Source organism: Nocardia sp. NPDC051981 (genome assembly GCF_040680715.1).
Taxonomy (GTDB): domain Bacteria; phylum Actinomycetota; class Actinomycetes; order Mycobacteriales; family Mycobacteriaceae; genus Nocardia.
The window spans coordinates 79,407-96,956 of record NZ_JBFAXK010000029.1 but is presented as its reverse complement, the minus strand read 5'-3'; the positions used below and the strand labels follow the sequence as shown (position 1 = coordinate 96,956).

The 17,550-nt window shown below is 66.0% G+C and carries 19 protein-coding genes and 1 pseudogene; 8 read left to right on the top strand and 12 right to left on the bottom strand.

Going from position 1 to position 17,550, the window contains the following annotated elements; genetic code table 11:
- Positions 1–40 precede the first annotated feature (40 nt).
- The 4 genes from AB0L60_RS35350 to AB0L60_RS35335 all read left to right on the top strand — a co-directional run bounded on the left by AB0L60_RS35350 (position 41) and on the right by AB0L60_RS35335 (position 3,924).
- Positions 41–1,216: a 5-(carboxyamino)imidazole ribonucleotide synthase gene (locus AB0L60_RS35350; RefSeq protein ID WP_364623458.1), complete on the top strand. Its 1,176-nt coding sequence runs from the start codon at positions 41–43 to the stop codon at positions 1,214–1,216.
- Entirely contained in the window at positions 1,209–1,712 is a 504-nt protein-coding gene (gene purE / locus AB0L60_RS35345) for a 5-(carboxyamino)imidazole ribonucleotide mutase (RefSeq protein ID WP_364623403.1), read from the top strand. Before AB0L60_RS35350 ends, purE begins: the two co-directional genes overlap by 8 nt.
- A 192-nt stretch (positions 1,713–1,904) precedes the next feature.
- Positions 1,905–2,597 (top strand): TetR family transcriptional regulator, encoded by a 693-nt coding sequence (locus AB0L60_RS35340; protein ID WP_364623400.1) that lies wholly within the window; start codon positions 1,905–1,907, stop codon positions 2,595–2,597.
- Positions 2,598–2,766: 169 nt separating this feature from the next.
- The gene (locus AB0L60_RS35335; RefSeq protein WP_364623397.1) at positions 2,767–3,924 is read left to right on the top strand and encodes an acyl-CoA dehydrogenase; all 1,158 of its coding nucleotides are present in this window, start codon (positions 2,767–2,769) and stop codon (positions 3,922–3,924) included.
- A 705-nt stretch (positions 3,925–4,629) separates the two neighbouring features.
- On the opposite strand, the gene AB0L60_RS35330 is transcribed toward AB0L60_RS35335, so the two are convergent.
- The 3 genes from AB0L60_RS35330 to AB0L60_RS35320 form a co-directional block, all read right to left on the bottom strand.
- Complete coding sequence (locus tag AB0L60_RS35330) at positions 4,630–5,466, bottom strand: hypothetical protein (protein ID WP_364623394.1); 837 nt, start codon at positions 5,464–5,466, stop codon at positions 4,630–4,632.
- A gap of 303 nt (positions 5,467–5,769) precedes the next feature.
- On the bottom strand, positions 5,770–6,270 hold the full coding sequence (locus AB0L60_RS35325; protein WP_364623391.1) for a hypothetical protein: 501 nt from the start codon (positions 6,268–6,270) through the stop codon (positions 5,770–5,772).
- Between the two features lie 34 nt (positions 6,271–6,304).
- On the bottom strand, positions 6,305–6,613 hold the full coding sequence (locus AB0L60_RS35320) for a hypothetical protein (RefSeq protein WP_364623388.1): 309 nt from the start codon (positions 6,611–6,613) through the stop codon (positions 6,305–6,307).
- A gap of 383 nt (positions 6,614–6,996) precedes the next feature.
- Between AB0L60_RS35320 and AB0L60_RS35315 the strand changes: the two are divergent.
- A pseudogene (locus AB0L60_RS35315) lies at positions 6,997–7,068 on the top strand (hypothetical protein); the annotation flags it as partial.
- 78 nt (positions 7,069–7,146) lie between these two features.
- Here AB0L60_RS35315 and AB0L60_RS35310 read toward each other — a convergent pair.
- Entirely contained in the window at positions 7,147–7,668 is a 522-nt protein-coding gene (locus AB0L60_RS35310; protein ID WP_364623385.1) for a hypothetical protein, read from the bottom strand.
- Between the two features lie 418 nt (positions 7,669–8,086).
- Here AB0L60_RS35310 and AB0L60_RS35305 point away from each other — a divergent pair, with 418 nt between their 5' ends.
- Positions 8,087–8,407 (top strand): hypothetical protein, encoded by a 321-nt coding sequence (locus tag AB0L60_RS35305; RefSeq protein ID WP_354830095.1) that lies wholly within the window; start codon positions 8,087–8,089, stop codon positions 8,405–8,407.
- Here the strand turns inward: AB0L60_RS35305 and AB0L60_RS35300 are convergent.
- The 3 genes from AB0L60_RS35300 to AB0L60_RS35290 all read right to left on the bottom strand — a co-directional run bounded on the left by AB0L60_RS35300 (position 8,404) and on the right by AB0L60_RS35290 (position 11,675).
- The gene (locus AB0L60_RS35300; protein ID WP_364623381.1) at positions 8,404–8,694 is read right to left on the bottom strand and encodes a GNAT family N-acetyltransferase; all 291 of its coding nucleotides are present in this window, start codon (positions 8,692–8,694) and stop codon (positions 8,404–8,406) included. The genes AB0L60_RS35305 and AB0L60_RS35300 overlap by 4 nt on opposite strands.
- A 90-nt stretch (positions 8,695–8,784) precedes the next feature.
- Positions 8,785–10,149, bottom strand: a complete 1,365-nt coding sequence (locus tag AB0L60_RS35295) for an FAD-linked oxidase C-terminal domain-containing protein (protein ID WP_364623378.1) — start codon at positions 10,147–10,149, stop codon at positions 8,785–8,787.
- A gap of 62 nt (positions 10,150–10,211) precedes the next feature.
- Complete coding sequence (locus tag AB0L60_RS35290; RefSeq protein ID WP_364623375.1) at positions 10,212–11,675, bottom strand: MFS transporter; 1,464 nt, start codon at positions 11,673–11,675, stop codon at positions 10,212–10,214.
- A gap of 146 nt (positions 11,676–11,821) precedes the next feature.
- Between AB0L60_RS35290 and AB0L60_RS35285 the strand changes: the two genes are divergently transcribed.
- Positions 11,822–12,445: a TetR/AcrR family transcriptional regulator gene (locus AB0L60_RS35285; protein ID WP_364623372.1), complete on the top strand. Its 624-nt coding sequence runs from the start codon at positions 11,822–11,824 to the stop codon at positions 12,443–12,445.
- A gap of 30 nt (positions 12,446–12,475) precedes the next feature.
- Positions 12,476–12,796, top strand: a complete 321-nt coding sequence (locus AB0L60_RS35280; RefSeq protein WP_328601883.1) for a co-chaperone GroES — start codon at positions 12,476–12,478, stop codon at positions 12,794–12,796.
- 63 nt (positions 12,797–12,859) lie between these two features.
- On the opposite strand, the gene AB0L60_RS35275 is transcribed toward AB0L60_RS35280, so the two are convergent.
- The 5 genes from AB0L60_RS35275 to AB0L60_RS35255 all read right to left on the bottom strand — a co-directional run bounded on the left by AB0L60_RS35275 (position 12,860) and on the right by AB0L60_RS35255 (position 17,263).
- A complete protein-coding gene (locus AB0L60_RS35275; protein WP_364623369.1) occupies positions 12,860–13,648 on the bottom strand; it encodes an oxidoreductase in 789 nt (262 codons plus the stop codon).
- 76 nt (positions 13,649–13,724) lie between these two features.
- On the bottom strand, positions 13,725–14,300 hold the full coding sequence (locus tag AB0L60_RS35270) for a TetR/AcrR family transcriptional regulator (protein WP_364623366.1): 576 nt from the start codon (positions 14,298–14,300) through the stop codon (positions 13,725–13,727).
- A 60-nt stretch (positions 14,301–14,360) separates the two neighbouring features.
- Positions 14,361–15,776, bottom strand: a complete 1,416-nt coding sequence (locus AB0L60_RS35265) for an NAD(P)(+) transhydrogenase (Re/Si-specific) subunit beta (protein ID WP_364623363.1) — start codon at positions 15,774–15,776, stop codon at positions 14,361–14,363.
- A 3-nt stretch (positions 15,777–15,779) separates the two neighbouring features.
- Complete coding sequence (locus AB0L60_RS35260) at positions 15,780–16,121, bottom strand: NAD(P) transhydrogenase subunit alpha (RefSeq protein WP_364623360.1); 342 nt, start codon at positions 16,119–16,121, stop codon at positions 15,780–15,782.
- On the bottom strand, positions 16,121–17,263 hold the full coding sequence (locus AB0L60_RS35255; RefSeq protein ID WP_364623357.1) for a Re/Si-specific NAD(P)(+) transhydrogenase subunit alpha: 1,143 nt from the start codon (positions 17,261–17,263) through the stop codon (positions 16,121–16,123). The genes AB0L60_RS35260 and AB0L60_RS35255 overlap by 1 nt, the downstream gene beginning before the upstream one ends.
- Between the last annotated feature and the right edge of the window lie 287 nt (positions 17,264–17,550).

Sequence of the window (17,550 nt, the reverse complement as noted above, 5' to 3'; positions counted from 1 at the left end):
ATGGTGCAGCGTGAGCGCCCGTTCCTTCGATTCCTCCGCGATGCCCACCGTCACCATGATCGGTGGTGGCCAGCTCGCGCGCATGACCCATCAGGCGGCCATCGCGCTGGGCCAGCGGCTGCGCGTGCTCGCCGAGCGCCCCGACGACCCGGCCGCCCAGGTGACGCCGGACGTGGTCCTCGGCAGCCACGACGATCTGGCCGCACTGCGCAAGGCCGCCGTCGGCTCCTACGCGCTGACCTTCGACCACGAGCACGTGCCGACCGCGCACCTGGAGGCGCTCATCGCCGAGGGTGTGAACGTGCAGCCGCCGCCGCAGGCGCTGATCTACGCCCAGGACAAGCTCCGGATGCGGCGCAAGCTGGCCGAGCTGGGCGTGCCGATCCCGGCCTACACCGAGGTGACCTCGGTCGCCGACGCCGTGACCTTCGCGGACGAGCACGGCTGGCCGTTCGTGCTCAAGGCCGTGCGCGGCGGCTACGACGGCCGCGGCGTGTGGATGCCCGCCGACGCCGCCGAGGCCGCCCCGATCATCGAAGACCAGCTGGCCCACGGGGTCTCGCTGATGGCCGAGGCCAAGGTGGACCTGAAGCGGGAGCTGTCGGCCATGGTGGCGCGCTCCCCGTTCGGGCAGGCCGCCGCCTGGCCGGTGGTGGAGACCGTGCAGCGCAACGGCCAGTGCGCGGTGGTCATCGCGCCCGCGCAGGACCTGAACGAGGCCAGGGCCACCGAGGCCGAGGCGCTCGCCCTGCGCCTGGCCTCCGAGCTCGGCGTGACCGGCGCCATGGCCGTGGAGCTGTTCGAGACCCACGCCGGTGAGCTGCTGGTCAACGAGCTGGCCATGCGCCCGCACAACTCCGGCCACTGGGGCATGGACGGCGCCTGCACCGGCCAGTTCGAGCAGCACCTGCGCGCGGTCCTGGACTACCCGCTGGGCAGCACCAGGCCGCTGGCCCCGGTCACCGTCATGGCCAATATCCTGGGCGCGCCGCAAGCTCCCGAGATGTCCATGGACGAACGGCTGCACCATCTTTCGGCCCGTATCCCGGAGGCCAAGGTGCACCTCTACGGCAAGGGCGAACGCCCCGACCGCAAGATCGGCCACATCAATGTCCTCGGCGACGACGTGGCCGAGACCCGGGAGAAAGCCGAGCGGGCGGCGCACTGGATGTCGCACGCGATCTGGACCGACGGATGGGATCCGCACCATGACTGACACCGCACAGGTTGGCCTCATCATGGGGTCGGACTCCGACTGGCCCACCATGGAGGCGGCCGCGGAAGCCCTGGCCGAGTTCGGCATTCGCTTCGAGGTCGGCGTGGTCTCCGCGCACCGCACCCCGCAGCGCATGCTCGACTACGCCAAGAACGCGGCCGACCGCGGCATCAAGGTGATCATCGCGGGCGCGGGCGGCGCGGCCCACCTGCCCGGCATGGTCGCCTCCGCCACCCCGCTCCCGGTCATCGGCGTGCCGGTGCCGCTGAAGTACCTGGACGGCATGGACTCCCTGCTGTCGATCGTCCAGATGCCCGCCGGCGTCCCGGTCGCCACCGTCTCCATCGGCGGCGCCCGCAATGCCGGCCTGCTCGCGGTCCGCATCCTCGCCACCGCCGACCCCGAATTGCGTTCCCGCATGGAGCTTTTCCAGGCGAGCCTGGAAAAGCTGGTCCTGGAGAAGGACGAGGCGCTGCGCACCAAACTCCTGGGCTAGCGCCGCGATTCGGCGACGGGACGAGGCGGTGCGGCAAGCGCCGCCTCGAACTGTTTCGGCGCGATGTGCACATGCGCCGGGACCACGTCGCACTGCGTGCTCGTCGTCGGTGAGCGTGGCGCCGGATCGGTGGAACGGCGTGCCATCGCGAGGCGGTGCCGGGGCGGGCGGCGGGGTCGCTACGGTTGGCGGATGCCTACCGACCAGCCCGCACGGCCGCGCGCCGACGCGGATTCGACCCAGCGCCGTCTCACCGTGGTGGATCAGGCGCTACGGCTGTTCGCCGAAAAGGGTTACGAGGCAACGACGGTCGATGAGATCGCGGAGGCGGCGGGGATTTCGCGGCGGACCTTCTTCCGGCAGTTCCGGTCCAAGGAGGACGTGGTCTTCGCCGATCACGAGTCGCAACTGGCGCAGGCGCGGGCCTTCTTGGAGAGCACGCCGCAGGGGGATCCCTGGGATGCCGTGTGCGAGGCCGTGGTCGAGGTGTTCGAGCGGTTCACGCAGTGGCGGGAGATCGCGGCCCGGCGCTACCGGGTGGTGCGGCAGGTGCCGACACTGCGGGAGCGGGAGATCGTAACGGTCTTCCGGTACGAGCGGTTGTTCACCGACTATCTGCGCGGGCGATTGCGGGGGACCGCGGATCTGGAGTTGGTGCAGTTCACGGCCGCGGTGACGGCTACCCACAACTATCTGCTGCGGCGCATGGTCCGGGGTGAGTCGGCGGCGAGCCCGGGGGATCTGCGGGCGGCGCTGGCGGCGATTCCGCGCGGCGGACGCGGGCCCGCGCCGGCCTCGGACGAGATGGTGGTGGCGGTGTTTCCCCGTGATCTCTCGCCACGGCAGGTCGCGGACCTGCTGGCCCGTCGCCTCGAGACGCTGTGAGATGCCTACAGTGGCACAAATGACACTGCGTGCCACAGATTATTGAGCGGGTACCCGCACGTAACTGCGATTTCGCGGCGTATACTCAACTTCGACTGGCACTGAGTGCCGCACAAGTTGGCGATGCTGGGCAACCAGCGGCGACCCCCGAAGACCAGGAGACGAACCCATGGCGGGCAACCCCGATTTCAACTTGTTCCAGCTCGAGGACTTCCACCACGAGCTGCGCGAGGCCATCCGCGGCCTGTCCGAGAAGGAGATCGCCCCCTACGCGAAGGACGTGGACGGCAACGCCCGCTTCCCCGAGGAGGCGCTGACCGCCCTCAACGCGGCCGGCTTCAATGCCGTGCACGTGCCGGAGGCCTACGGCGGCCAGGGCGCGGACTCGGTCGCCACCTGCATCGTGATCGAAGAGGTCGCCCGCGTCTGCGGTTCCTCCTCGCTCATCCCGGCCGTCAACAAGCTGGGCACCATGGGCCTGATCCTGAACGGCTCCGAGGAGCTCAAGCACAAGGTGCTGTCCGACATCGTCGCGGGCAAGATGGCCTCCTACGCCCTGTCCGAGCGTGAGGCCGGCTCCGACGCCGCCTCCATGCGCACCCGCGCCAGGGCCGACGGCGACGGCTGGATCATCAACGGCTCCAAGTGCTGGATCACCAACGGTGGCCGGTCCGACTGGTACACCGTCATGGCCGTCACCGACGCCGACAAGGGCGCCAACGGCATCTCCTCGTTCATGGTCCACAAGGACGACGAGGGCTTCGTGGTCGGCCCGCTGGAGCACAAGCTGGGCATCAAGGGTTCCCCGACCGCCGAGCTGTACTTCGAGAACTGCAAGGTTCCCGGCGACCGCATCGTCGGCGAGCCCGGCACCGGTTTCAAGACCGCCCTGCAGACCCTGGACCACACCCGCCCGACCATCGGCGCGCAGGCCGTCGGCATCGCCCAGGGCGCCCTGGACGCCGCGATCGCCTACACCAAGGACCGCAAGCAGTTCGGCAAGGCCATCGCCGACTTCCAGAACACCCAGTTCATGCTGGCCGACATGGCCATGAAGATCGAGGCCGCCCGCCTCATGGTCTACACCTCGGCCGCCCGCGCCGAGCGCGGCGAGAAGAACCTCGGCTTCATCTCCGCGGCCGCCAAGTGCTTCGCCTCGGATGTCGCCATGGAGGTCACCACCAACGCCGTCCAGCTCTTCGGCGGCGCCGGCTACACCACCGACTTCCCGGTGGAGCGCATGATGCGCGACGCCAAGATCACCCAGATCTACGAGGGCACCAACCAGATCCAGCGCGTCGTGATGAGCCGTCAGCTGCTCCGGTGATTTCGTAAGCCCTGGAGGCGGTTCTGAGTTCCATCTCAGGCCGCCTCCAGGCCGTCATCCGACTCAGGCCGCAAGGCGACGCACGCGGGCGACGGCGCTGCGCGCCGCCGCCACGCGGCGACGCACAACGCTGGCTGATAGTGCGTCGCCCGCGGTGCGTCGGGCGCGTCGGCGGCCCGCAGCGCCGAAGCCCGGAAAGCAGCGCCCCGAAACCCATTGGGCCGCTTCAGGCAACGAACAGGATCGAAAAGCGGGGCGAGCTGGGAGCCGAGTCCGGCCGGATGTCCCTCAGCCGGAACCGAATCGGCCGGCGCCCCAACCGCGGAGCCTGAATCGCTGACATCGGCCGCAGTCACCGCCAACCGGGCTGCCGCACGGCTTCGCCGCTTGCCACGAGGAACCTGCTACCGGACTTCACGAGCCTGAGAGCCGACAACGACGTCGGCTCCCAGCCCCCTGCTGGCTCCAACCGTTGCCGACCAGCGGTCCCGAACTTGGCTACCGAATCCGCCAGCGGTATACCCCGCCTCCTCATGGCCCAATGATCTGACTTCAGTCCGGGTGAGTAAAGGGCGCTTCGCGTCGCTACGCGATGGCCGATGGCCACCCTTGACTAACCCTCCCTCAGTACAGGATGGCCGGTATGAGGAAGCGGGGAGCATAGGTGTCGGACATGTGAAGGCGGTGGATAGGTGGATCTATCCGCTAGTCCATAATGTAGGTGACTCCGAAAATCTGCGAGTTATCCTGCCATGAGAAATTGATTCGTTTTCGAACGTTATTGAGCACCCATTCCATATAGGCAGGTCTCTGTATCGAACCTTTGAGGGGGTTATCTGGATTATCGAACTCTGGCAGGCCACGCCCTTGGTTGTACAGGCTCAATCCGAAACCGACTCCCGCTAGTTCTACAACTCCGCCGCAAAGTGCATTATCTGAAGTAGCGAAGAACGGGTGCGCGCTCCACCAATCGGTAAGCACGGTCGCAATATCACTAAATGGATCGTACTTAAGGTAGGAATTTCCAGGCTCCTTGGCGACGCAAAGCCCCCAAGTCCTTGGCCAGGCCGCTTTGTCGAGCAGCAGGTGAACCGCATCGTCAGGGATTGGGCTGACGACCCTCTTGCCGCCAGCTGCGAAAGCGCTTGCGGCCGCATGGGTCGCCAGCAGCTTCAACACCCAGCGCTGAAAATCATCCCCGGAGATTTCGATGGTTTCGTCCTCTCCCCAGGTTCCGTTCCCATTTAGGTACGATAGCGCGATCCTACGCAGAAAGGTTGCGAATGCAAGTGCAGCATCATCGGCCGGGCTTAGCAGAGAGTTGTGGTCTCGGCATAGCACGTTCGCCACAAATTCCTTGGGTTTGACGGGGCGGGGAATCCCGTAACCATTGTCGTGAAGAATCGTCACCGTCGGATCATCAAATGTGTACAACTTGATAAGGTTGTGTGACACATAATGTTCGCCGGAGATTTTTGTAGCGCAACCCCCATGAAGATTTGCATAGCATTTCGCATGGCGGTAATCGCCGGTTTCCGTCATAGCTCACCTCGATGATCTCATAACGCCGACTTGCAGACGCCCATCATTATGACTAATCACAACGACGTTGGCTCCCAGCCCCCTCTCGGCTGCTGGTGGGGTCTCCCCGCCTCCTCATCGGCCCAATTGTTTCGCTCCAGGAAGCCGCATCAAGGGCGCTTCGCGTCGGCTATGCCGATGAGCATTCGCCTACCCTTGACCCGACTTCCTTCCACGGAGGGCGGCCAGTATGAGGAAGCAGGGGAAAGAAAGGTCAACATCGCCACCATGTGACCGAGGGTGCGAGGACCATCAAGATGGTCTCTACCGATGTTTACGTCGTTTCTGCCGCTTACGCTTTTTGTTCGGTTTGTTTTTCCGGCTGCGTCGGGGAGATGGTGCCGCCGCTTCGCTTTCCGGAGGTTCAGAGCCGTTCAAAAACCAGTCCGGAGGCATTGTACCGTTATCTCGACGCCATTGTCGGTACTCTTCAGTGGCGGTTTCCAGCGCTTGGATATCGACCCGATGATGTGCCGCTATTGCCTCGTGAAGCCACCTGTAAAAGGAGTGACACGCCTTCGACCAATCTTCGATAGGTGTAAGAAGATCAACCCGATCACCCTGTGAACTGATGTATTTCTTCGCGGGCGATGACCAACTATCGTATGATTCTAAGAGCTCGGCTTTATCGAGATGGATCTCGTTCTTCATGTAAGAGCCGACGAACTGCGTATTCAGTACAAATGGGTACAACGCTACATGAACCCCGTAGTTTCGAAGATCTTGGAGGAAGGAGAACTGCGGCTGGATGAGCAGCTCCTTCACTTTTTCTCGATACGGATCCATAAAGGCCGAATCTTCAGATCGCCCAGACTTGTCGTCTGCTTCCCAGTGCCTTTTGGTAATCGCGCAGCGTCATTCGTGTAGCAAGGTAGTTGCGCAGCAAACGGGAACTATCCCGCTTCCAGGCACGTACGGCCTTCTGGTCGATCACATTGAGCCCGTTGGCACCAGTTAGAAACTCAGTAAAGTGCTCAACGACCAGGTTCATGTCCTGGCTGTAGTCGTCGATGGTCACCCGAAGGGCTTCAAGATCGCGGCCTAGTCGGCTGGCCAACATCTGATCGAGATCCTGCTCGCGGTTGCGCATCTCTTCGTTCAGGTTCAACAGCGTCCTCATTGTCGTTTCGGCTTTGACCAGCCTACGGCTATGTACCGACACAAAGTGCGCGTTGGGCTGATCGGTTCGGGTGCCAAGTAGCCCAGATGCGCCGACACGAGCCTCACATCCTTACCTGACGACAGGTTTGACGACAACGGCAACCTCATCCACCGCAGGTACACCACCGATACCGCACAAGAAACAGAGACATCTCACTGATCAACCTCGATGCCCCCGAACTACGGATCAGGTGGTCGGGGTGCACCCTAGGCCGTCTACAGGCCGTCGAGGACCTCGAACGGCGCAGATCGGGTAGAAGTCAACGGAGGTCGTTGCCCTGCTCGGAACGGCGATTGCGAGCAATCCTGGAGGTGACGGAGACCAGCCGAGAGATCACCCAGATCTACGAGGGCACCAACCAGATCCAGCGCGTCGTGATGTCGCGTCAGATCCTGCGCTGAGGTTTTCGGCGAGCTCGTAAGTCCCGGAAGCGGTTCCGAGTTTCGGCTCGGGGCCGCCTCCGGTCGTTGGCGGGGCTACTACTTCTGGGCCGACAGGCTGCTCAGCAGGCCGCCGATCACGGGAATGGAGCTGGCGCTACCGGTTCCACCGGTCGACGGGGTGCAGGTGGTCCCGGCGGGGGCCGACTTCACCACGTTGACGACCAGCGGAGGGGTGGCGGTCGAGGTGGTGTGAGCCTCCTCGACGAACAGATTCCACGTTCCAACCGCTGTGCCCGGTGAACTCGGTGCGTCCTTCGCCGTCCACTGGAAGGTGACGTCCTGTCCTGACACATACGTGACAGGTGCGGACCACTCCGTGTAGACGTTGGTGGTGTTCGTTGCCCCCAGGACGAAATCGTTCTGACCGTACCGCGCTGCCATGGCCGCGGCATCAGCAGCGGGGAATGTAATCGTGTAAGTGGTGCCGACGCAGTAAGCGGTCGTCTGAGTAATCGACAGCTGCGCGGATGCGGTCGGGGCCATCGCGAGGGTGGCCGCTGCCACGGCTGCGGCTCCCGAGATACCGGTGCTCACGCGAGCAAGGATCGACTTGTTCATGGCTGGCTTCTCCCCGTCTCGAAACCCCTGTGTCAAGTGGGCTTTCGCACGGTACTCCGGAACTGAAACATCAGCTATCCACTTATTGGATATTCCGAGGTGCAACCGATTCGGTACCGATTCCCCGACCACGGATGCCCACCGTTGCTCCCGCGCTGTGGCAGCGGCTCTGAACTCGCTACGACTTTGCGTGCGACGATTATTCGGAGTCCAGGGCCGCCGGTTGGATTCGGCGTGGCGTGACGCCTGGCCGGAGCCGAGGGTGAGATCTGTTCAGTAGCTAGAGAATTGCTGCAGTAAGCGGTTCGCCGTCGATGTGCAGCAAGACGGTTCGCCGGAGGTTCTCTTCGCGGCTTCCTCGGGTAAAGCGCGGGTTTGAGGGCTGTTCGGGTGGGGATGCCGGGGGCACTATGGAGCCATGGCCGGAGTCGAAATCAACGACACCTTCGTCCGGCGCACACTGGCCGACGGACGGGTGGAAGAGGTCGCGTGGACGGAACTGGCAGAGGTGCGGATCATTACGGCGGCCGACGGCCCGTTCGCGGGGGACGTGTTCTTCGTGTTGATCGGGGCGACCGGTAAGGGGTGTGTGGTGCCCTACTCGGCCGCCGACACCGCGTTCCTGGCCAAGCTGCAGTCACTACCGGGGTTCGACGACGCGAAGGTGGGGGAGGCGATGGTGGGCAGCGCGGACCGGCATTTCCGGGTCTGGCAGCGTCGGCACCACCGTGCGAATTAGGCCACCAGGTCGGCGTATTCGGGGTGCTCCCCGATGTACTTCTCGACGTACCAGCAGGTGGGAATGATCGAGAAGCCGTCCGTGCGTGCGGCGTTCAGCGCGAACTCCACCACCTGCGCGGCCACGCCGCGGCCCCGGAACTCCGGAAAGGTGAGGGTGTGCTGGATGTCGCGGACCCTGGTGTCGCCGTCCACCCGCTCCGCGTAGTCGGCGTAGCCCGCGAGAGTGCCGTCCAGGTAGATCTCGTAGCGGGTCGCGTCGGCATTGTGTTCCAGCTTGGTGCTCATGACCGGTGTGAACTCCCTTGTTGTACAGATTGTTCCTGCAGGTGTTCGGGGGCTCAGCCCCCAATCTGGCTCAGTGGGGCGGAGCCCCGTTTACAAAATCGCGCCCGGATTGAGTATCCCGTGCGGATCCAGCGCGTCCTTGATCCGGCGAGTGAGCGCCATCACATCGGGGCCGAGCTGATCCGGTAACCAGTCCTTCTTGAGCCGGCCGACGCCGTGCTCGCCGGTGATGGTGCCGCCCAGGCCGATGGCCAGGTCCATGATCTCGCCGAACGCGAGGTGCGCGCGCTCGGACTCCTCCGGGTCGGCGGGGTCGTGGACGATCAGGGGATGGGTGTTGCCGTCGCCCGCGTGCGCGATGACGGAGATGAGCACCCGCCGGTGCGCGGCGATCTCGGCGATGCCGGTGACCAGGTCGCCGAGCCGCGGCAGCGGCACCCCCACGTCCTCGAGCAGCAGTGGACCTTTGCGTTCCACGGCCGGGATGGCGAATCGCCGTGCCGCGCAGAAGGCTTCGCCCTCCTCCGGATCGTCGGTGCGGAAAGCCTCGGTGGCCCCGGCCTTTTCGCAGGCGGCCAGCATGATGTCCGCCTCGTGCCCGGCGTGTTCGCCCGGGGCGTCGGACCGCGCCACCAGCAGCCCCGCCGCATTCCGGTCGAGTCCCATGCGCAGCTCGTCCTCGACGGCATTGATGGCCACCGAATCCATGAATTCCAGCATGGAGGGCCGCAATTGGCCGGTGATGGCCAGGATCGCGTCGGTCGCCGCGGTGAGCGTGGAGAAGGTGGCGACCACGGTGGACTGTGGCGGCTGCGCGGGCAGCAGCCGCAGGGTCAGCTCGGTGATGATCCCCAGCGTCCCCTCGCTCCCCACGAACAGTTTGGTCAGCGAGAGTCCCGCCGAGTCCTTGAGCCGCGGCCCGCCCAGCCGTACCGCGGTCCCGTCGGCCAGTACGACCTCCATGCCGAGCACGTAATCGGTTGTGACGCCGTACTTCACGCAGCACAGCCCGCCGGCATTGGTGGCAGCGTTCCCGCCGATGGAGCAGATCTCGAAGGAGGACGGGTCCGGCGGATACCACAGTCCGTGTTCGGCCACGGCCCGCTTGACCTCGGCGTTGAGCAGTCCCGGCTGCACCACCGCGGTCCGCGTCACGGTGTCGACGCTGATCTCCCGCATCTTCTCGGTGCTCAGCACCAGCGCCCCGGCCTGCGCGGTGGCCCCGCCGGACAGTCCGGTCCCGGCCCCGCGCGGCACGATCGGCACCCGATGCCCGGCCGCCCACCGCACGGTGGCCGCGACCTGCTCGGTTGTCAGCGGCCGCACCAGCGCGAGCGCGGTGCCGGCCTCCGGATCCAGCGCCCGATCCTGCCGATATCCGGTCAGCACGTCCGGATCGGTCACCACCATGCCCGCCGGGAGCAGACCGCTCAGGGTGTCGAGATCGATGTCCACACTCAGGAACGTACGGGCTTCCGGCTGATTTGTCCGGAAGCCCGTACGACAAGCGGGAGTTCTCAGTGTGCGGTGGCGGCCTTGGGCAGGGCGAGTGCGGCGGTGAGCACGACGGCCAGCACCGCGGCCCCGCCGAGCGCGGCCAGCTCCATGGCGGTCACGTAGCCGCCGGTCCCGTGGTGCGCGCCCAGGGCGCTGAAGAAGATCACCCCGAGAACCGTTGCGCCGATGGCGTTCCCGAACTGCTGCGAGGTGGTCAGCACGCCGGCCGCCATCCCGGCCTGCCGTGCCGGAATCCCCGACGACAGCACGGCCCCGACCACCGACGGAATGGTCAGCCCATTGCCGGTGCCGACGATCATCATGCCGGGGATGAGCGCGAGCACGGTCACGTTCTGGCCTATGGTGGCCAGCACGGCCAGGGTCAGCGCCAGCCCGGTGAGGCTGGTGAGCGTCCCCGCCACCATGACCCGATTGCCGATCCGGGCGGCCACCCGCGGCGCGAGGAAGAACGAGCTGCCCGCGAAGCACAGTCCCAGCGGCGCGAAGGCCAGTCCGGCGGTGAGCGGTGAGAGCCCGAGCCCGTTCTGCAGCATGAGCGTCAGGCACAGCATGAATCCGGCGAAGAAGGTCAGGTACCCGCCCGCGATCACCAGTCCGAGGCTGAACCCGCGTTCGCGCACCATACCGGTGTCGAGGACGGGTTCGCCGCCGCGCGTGGCCAGCCGGTTCTCGTAGCGCAGGGTGATCAGCAGCACCGGGATCGAGGCGAGCATGCTGACCCAGGTCCACACCGGCCAGCCCTCGGGACGCCCCAGCGTGATCGGGACCAGCAGCAGTGCCAGCGCGGCCGAGATGCCCAGCGCACCGATCGGGTCCAGTTTCGGCCGGTGGGTCGGCTCGTGCCGGGGCAGCCAGCGCGCGGCCAGGGCGGCGGCGATCAGCCCGATGGGCACATTGATGTAGAAGATGGTGCGCCAGCCCCACCCGAACAGGTCGGCGTCGAGCAGCACCCCGCCCAGCACCTGTCCCGATACCGCGCCGATGCCGATGGTGGCGCCGAAAGCGGCCATGGCCCTGGGCCGTTCGTGCGGCGGGAAGAGCGTGTTGATGAGCGCGAGCATCTGCGGCACCATGAGCGCCGCGGTGCCGCCCTGCAGAATGCGGAAGGCGACCAGCGCCCAGGCATTGGGCGCGAGCCCGCACAGCAGTGAGGCGAAGGTGAAGGCGAGCATGCCGATCACGAACAGCCGCCGGTGTCCGTGCAGGTCGCCGAGCCGGCCGCCGGTGATCAGGCCCGAGGCGTAGGCGAAGCCGTAGCCGCCGACGATGAGTTCCAGCGCCGATTCACCGGCGTGCAGGTCGTTTTCCAGCGAGGAGGCGGCGACATTGACGACGAACCAGTCGAACATCGCCATGAACATGGCACTGAGGATGACGGGCAGCGCGCGCCAGCGGGCGGCGAACTCGAGGGGGCAGGTCGCGACGGGAGCCGTTGCGGCAGGCCGGTTTTCGAGGGTGGTCACGTCGTTCTCCCGAGCGTGAAGGGGGAATGGGGGTAGCGGGCGCGCCATTGCGCCGGAAACTCGAGTCTTGTAACTAACCGGTTGGTTAGAGATATTCCTCGGGGATCCCCGCCTTGTCAACCAGTTGGTTGGTTACTATCGAGGGCATGGCAGGCACCAGGGATCCCGAGGCCACGAAGGCGCGCATCTTCGAGGCCGCGACCGCGGAATTCGCGCAGTACGGGATCGCCGGGGCGCGGGTGGACCGCATCGCGCGCAATGCCAAGGCCAACAAGCAGCTCATCTACGCCTACTTCGGCGACAAGGAGAAGCTCTTCCACCAGGTGCTGGAGGAGACCATGCTGGCCGTGGCCGGCTCGGTGACCACCGATATCGAGGACCTCGACACCTGGATCGACCAGCACATCGACTACCACCGCGAGCATCCCGAACTGCTGCGCCTGCTGCAGTGGGAGGCCCTGGAACTGGGCCGGGAACACGCCTCGGCGGGCGAATTGCGCTGCGGCCGTTACCTGGAGAAGCGTGAGAAGGTCGAGGTGGCGCAGGGCAAGGGCCTGATGCGCGCGGACATGCCGTCCGGCCAGGTATTGATGCTGCTCATGTCGATGATCAACTATCCGCTGGCCGTTCCGCAGGTCAACGCCTTCACCATCGGCGTGGACGCCGATCCGGAGGAGCAGCGCGCCTGGATCAAGGACGCCATCCGCCGCATCGTGGCGCCTGAGACCGCGGCGTCGGACGCCGGGCCGGACGCGGGCACCGGGGCGTAACCGCTCGTACTCGCGCAGTACACTGCCGCCGTGTCCGATGCCAAGCTAGAGATCCAAATGCTGCACGACCGCGTCATGGTCAAGCTCAACCCCGAGGCGGGCGAGCGGCGCAGCAGTGGCGGCATTCTCATCCCGGCCACCGCGCAGGTGGCCAAGCGCCTGTCGTGGGGCGAGGTCTGCGGCGTGGGTTCCCATGTCCGCGCGGTGAGCGTCGGCGACCAGGTGCTGTTCAGCGCCGACGATCAGTTCGAGGTGGAGATCCAGGCGCAGGCGTATTACGTGCTGCGCGAACGCGATCTGCACGCCGTCGCCAACTCCCACCCCGAGCACGGCACCGGCCTCTACCTGTAGAACGTTCGAAGACAAACGGCCCGCGGCCTTTTCGAGGACGCGGGCCGTTTCCGTAGCGGTCGATCAGGCCGTCTTCAGGATGCCGCCGTCGATCACGTAGTCCGCGCCGTTGATGATGGCGGCCTGCTCGGAGGCCAGGAAGGCCACCAGCGCCGCCACCTCCTTGGCCTCGGCGATGCGGCCGGAGGCGATATTGAACTGCGCCGGAACGGCGTTCAGGAACTGTTCGTGGTCCATGCCGTTGGCCGCGGCCAGCTTCGCGCCGATGTGGTCGGGGCCGCGCCAGATGTCGGTGCCGACCGGCCCGGGCGACACCGTGTTGACGCGGACGCCCTGCGGACCGAACTCCTCGCTGAGCCGCTTGCCGAGGTTGGTGAGCGCGGCCTTGGCCTCGCTGTAGCCCACCGGGCCGGACGCCGGAATCCGGGCGTTGATCGAGGAAACGGTCACGATCGCGCCACGCCGCTCGATAATGCTCGGCAGTGCCGCGCGGGTGGTGGTGACGACTCCGAACAGGTTGAGGTCGAACAGCTTTCGCCACTGCTCGTCGGAGACGTCCAGGAACCCGCCCAGGGTCAGCTGGTCGGCGTCGCCGCCGCCCACATTGTTGACCAGGATATCGATGCCGCCGAGCTCGGACAGCGCCGCCCCGACCGCGGCCAGCGCGCCCTCGGTGGTGCTCAGATCGGCGGAAACCGCTGCTGCCGCGACCTTTTCGAGCTCCGGGGTGACGTTGCGGGCCACGCCCACGACGCGCACGCCCTCATCGGCCAGCGCTTCGGCGACGGCCAGTCCGATGCCCCGGCTGGCGCCGGTGACGAGGGCGGTCTTGCCGTTCAGTCCGAGATCCATGATTCGTACCTTTCTTGAACTGTAGGTCAAAAACTGGGATAAAGGAAAGGGCCGCCGGATGCGGCCCGTGCGTCGGTCAGAGGGTGGTCAGTGCGGTGTCGATAATGCGGTACAGCGTCTCCGCGTCCGCGATCTTGGCCATGATGCGAAGGCCGCCAATGGTATTCATCAAGAACTCGCTGTAGGCCAGGGCGTCGAGTTGCGTCGGGACATCGCCGTCGCGCTGCCCCTGCTCGATGCGCTCGGTGAACGCCTCGACCAGGTGTGCGTGCGCGACCGTCACCGCCTTGGTCGCCTCGGCATCATGCCCGCCGAGCTCCATGGCGGTATTCACCACCAGGCACCCCCGGCGGACCGGCTGCGCCAGATCGTTGTCGACGGTCCACCGCATCCAGGCGCGAAGTCGTTCGCGGGTCGTCCCCGGCTGTGACAAGACCTCCTGGGCCAGTTCCACCCCGGTCCGGTCGTACAGCGCCAGGCACTGGTCGAACAACTCCCGCTTGCTTCCGAAGGTGTTGTACAGACTGCCTTTTCCGACTCCGCAGGCTTCCGCGAGCTGGGCGGGAGAAGTGTTCGCGTAGCCATGGGTCCAGAACGTCTCCATCGCGCGTTCCACCACGGCGTCCTCGTCGAAGCTCCGTGGTCGGCCCATGAATGCAAAAGTACCCCGTTCTAGACCTGGAGGTCAAGAACGGGGAACTTCACGAAACCGCTACAGCGCCTTGAGTTCCTCGGTGACCGCGCCGACGGATTTCTTGGCGTCGCCGAAGAGCATAGAGGTGTGGTCGGCGTAGAACAGCGGGTTGTCGATGCCGGCGAAGCCGGAGTTCATCGACCGCTTGAGCACGATCACGCTCTTGGCCTGGTCGACGTTGAGTACCGGCATGCCGTAGATCGGGGACGAGGCGTCCTCGCGGGCGGCCGGGTTGGTGACGTCGTTGGCGCCGATGACCAGGGCGACATCGGTGCGGGCGAACTCGCCGTTGATGTCGTCCATTTCCTTCATGGCGTCGTAGGAGACCTCGGCCTCGGCCAGCAGCACGTTCATGTGGCCGGGCATACGACCGGCGACCGGGTGGATGGCGTACTTGACCTCGACGCCCTTGGCCTCGAGCAGGGCCGCCATCTCCTTGACCGCGTGCTGGGCCTGGGCCACGGCCATGCCGTAACCGGGGACCACGATGACCTGGTTGGCATAGGCCATCTGGATCGCGGCGTCCGCGGCGGAGGTGGCCTTGGCCTGGCGCTGCTCGCCGGCACCGCCCGCGCCCGGAGCCGTTGTGCCGCCGCCGAATCCACCGGCGACGATGGCCGGGATGGACCGGTTCATGGCCTTGGCCATCAGGTTGGTCAGGATGGTGCCGGACGCGCCGACGATCATGCCGGCCACGATCATGGCGGTGTTGTCCAACGCCAGACCCGCGGCCGCCGCGGACAGACCGGTCAGCGCGTTGAGCAGCGAGATGACGACCGGCATGTCGGCGCCACCGATCGGCAGCACCACCATCAGGCCGAGAATGCCGGCCAGCACCAGCACCGCGATCATCCAATACTGCGGCACACCGGTGTCGGTCGCGCCGATGCCGATCACCACGGCCGCGGCGATCGCGCCCGCGGCCAGCAGCAGGTTCAGCGGTTGCTGCAGCTTGCCCACGCCGATCGGGCGGCCGGGCAGGATCTCCTGCAGCTTGCCGAAGGCGATGACCGAGCCCCAGAACGAGACCGAGCCGATGATGGCCGCGAACAGCGAGGCGATCACGATGTGCACCGTGGGCTGCTCGTGCACCGCGGAAAAGCCCTTGGTGTCGAGGAATTCGGCCCAGGCGATCAGCGCCACCGTGCCACCGCCGACGCCGTTGAACGCGGCGACCAGCTGCGGCATGGCGGTCATCTTGGTGAAGCGGGCGGGCGGAACGCCCAGCCCCACACCGACCACCAGGCCCGCGACGATGATGATCCAGTTGTTGGTGTGCCGGATGGAGATGAGCGTCGCGACGACCGCGATGACCATGCCGGTCGCGGCGATCTGGTTGCCGCGCACCGCGGTCTTCGGGCCGGTCAGGCCCATCAGACCGTAGATGAACAGCGCGAACGCGACGATGTAGAGGATATTGACCAGATTGTCCATGGCTCAGCGGCCCGCCTTCACAGATTCATCGCTTCGCTTCGCTTCGCCCGCAGCAGGCTTCTTCGCCTTGAACATGCCCAGCATGCGGTCGGTCACGACGAAACCGCCGATGACGTTCAGGGTTCCGAACACGACGGCGACGAACAGGATGATCTGCATCAGCACCGACGGGTGGGCCACCTTGCCGAACACCACCAGCGCGCCGAGCACCACGATGCCGTGAACGGCGTTGGTGCCGGACATGAGTGGGGTGTGCAGGGTGTTGGGCACCTTGGAGATCACGGCGAACCCGACGAACCCCGACAGCACCAGGATCGCGATATTCGCCAGCAGTTGGGTGTACATCAGGCTTCCACCTTCTGAGAGCTCGGCTCGCTCCGCTCGCGCGTCACGCAGGAATCCGCCAGCACCTGATCGGAGAAATCGGGTGCCAGCGCACCGTCTTCGAGCATGAGTTCGAGCAGGGCGGCGATGTTCTTGGAGTACAGCTCGCTGGCGTGCTCGGGCATGGTGGCCGGCAGGTTCAGCGGCGAAGCGATCGTGACGCCATGGCGCACAACGGTTTTGCCGGGCTCGGTCAGCTCGCAGTTACCGCCGGTCTCACCGGCGAGGTCCACGATCACGCTGCCGGGCTTCATGCCCTGCACGGCGGCCGCGGTCACCAGACGCGGGGCCGGGCGCCCGGGCACCAGCGCGGTGGTGATGACCACGTCGAAGCCCTTGATGGCGTTCTCGAGGGCCTGCTGCTGTTGAGCCTTCTCCTCGTCGGTGAGCTCGCGGGCGTAACCGCCCTCACCGGCGGCGTCGATACCCAGGTCCAGCCACTGCGCACCCACCGAGCGCACCTGATCGGCGACCTCGGGGCGCACGTCGTAACCGGTGGTCCGGCCACCGAGACGCTTGGCGGTCGCCAAAGCCTGCAGACCGGCGACACCCACACCGAGCACCAGCACGGTCGCCGGCTTCACGGTGCCCGCGGCGGTGGTCAGCATGGGGAAGAAGCGCGTGGACTCCGACGCGGCCAGCAGCACGGCCTTGTAGCCGGCGACATTCGCCTGCGACGAGAGCGCGTCCATCACCTGGGCGCGGGAGATACGCGGAATGGCTTCCACCGCAAAGGCCTGCACGCCCGCGCTCGCGAGCGCACCGATCTTGTTGTCGGCGTTGCGAGGTGCGAGGAACCCGATCAGCGTCTGCCCCGACGATAGCTTGGCGATCTCGCTGTCGTTCGGCGCGGCGACCTTCACCACCACGTCGGCGCTGTACGGATCACCCAGCGTCGCACCGGCTTCGATATACGCCTCGTCCGGAATCAACGCGCCCAGACCGGCACCGGCCTCGACGATCACCTCGACACCCTGCTTCAACAGGGCCGGGATGATCTTCGGCACCAATGCGACGCGTCGTTCGTCCGGGTTCGTCTCGCGAACCACTCCGACGCGCGCACCGCGGGGCGCAGCGGTCTGTGCGCTCTGCGTTGTGTCCACTAGTCAAACTTCCTTCTCGTGGTGAGCCCAGGTCACCCTCATGTCGGGGCCGCTTCACCGGTCCAACGGCGGGCCGAACTTACTCGGTAGTAAGTTCGTGAGAATTCTCGCAACTGTACCTGCTTCGGCGTGAGCGTAGCGGAGATGCCCGTCACATGGTGTGGCGAGAAAACCGGACAACTCCATGCTCGACCGGGGTTCGATCGGCGACAAGTACGAAGAATTCCGTGTGCTACTCACCGGTAGGTGCGTTGCTGGTTGTGCCGACATCGGGGGTGTCGCACATC

Coding starts and splice junctions, on each gene's coding strand:
- AB0L60_RS35350 (WP_364623458.1), top strand. CDS start 41: ATGCCCACCGTCACCATGATCGGTGGTGGCCAGCTCGCGCGCATGACC.
- purE (WP_364623403.1), top strand. CDS start 1,209: ATGACTGACACCGCACAGGTTGGCCTCATCATGGGGTCGGACTCCGAC.
- AB0L60_RS35340 (WP_364623400.1), top strand. CDS start 1,905: ATGCCTACCGACCAGCCCGCACGGCCGCGCGCCGACGCGGATTCGACC.
- AB0L60_RS35335 (WP_364623397.1), top strand. CDS start 2,767: ATGGCGGGCAACCCCGATTTCAACTTGTTCCAGCTCGAGGACTTCCAC.
- AB0L60_RS35330 (WP_364623394.1), bottom strand. CDS start 5,466: ATGACGGAAACCGGCGATTACCGCCATGCGAAATGCTATGCAAATCTT.
- AB0L60_RS35310 (WP_364623385.1), bottom strand. CDS start 7,668: ATGAACAAGTCGATCCTTGCTCGCGTGAGCACCGGTATCTCGGGAGCC.
- AB0L60_RS35305 (WP_354830095.1), top strand. CDS start 8,087: ATGGCCGGAGTCGAAATCAACGACACCTTCGTCCGGCGCACACTGGCC.
- AB0L60_RS35300 (WP_364623381.1), bottom strand. CDS start 8,694: ATGAGCACCAAGCTGGAACACAATGCCGACGCGACCCGCTACGAGATC.
- AB0L60_RS35285 (WP_364623372.1), top strand. CDS start 11,822: ATGGCAGGCACCAGGGATCCCGAGGCCACGAAGGCGCGCATCTTCGAG.
- AB0L60_RS35275 (WP_364623369.1), bottom strand. CDS start 13,648: ATGGATCTCGGACTGAACGGCAAGACCGCCCTCGTCACCGGCGCCAGC.
- AB0L60_RS35270 (WP_364623366.1), bottom strand. CDS start 14,300: ATGGGCCGACCACGGAGCTTCGACGAGGACGCCGTGGTGGAACGCGCG.
- AB0L60_RS35265 (WP_364623363.1), bottom strand. CDS start 15,776: ATGGACAATCTGGTCAATATCCTCTACATCGTCGCGTTCGCGCTGTTC.
- AB0L60_RS35260 (WP_364623360.1), bottom strand. CDS start 16,121: ATGTACACCCAACTGCTGGCGAATATCGCGATCCTGGTGCTGTCGGGG.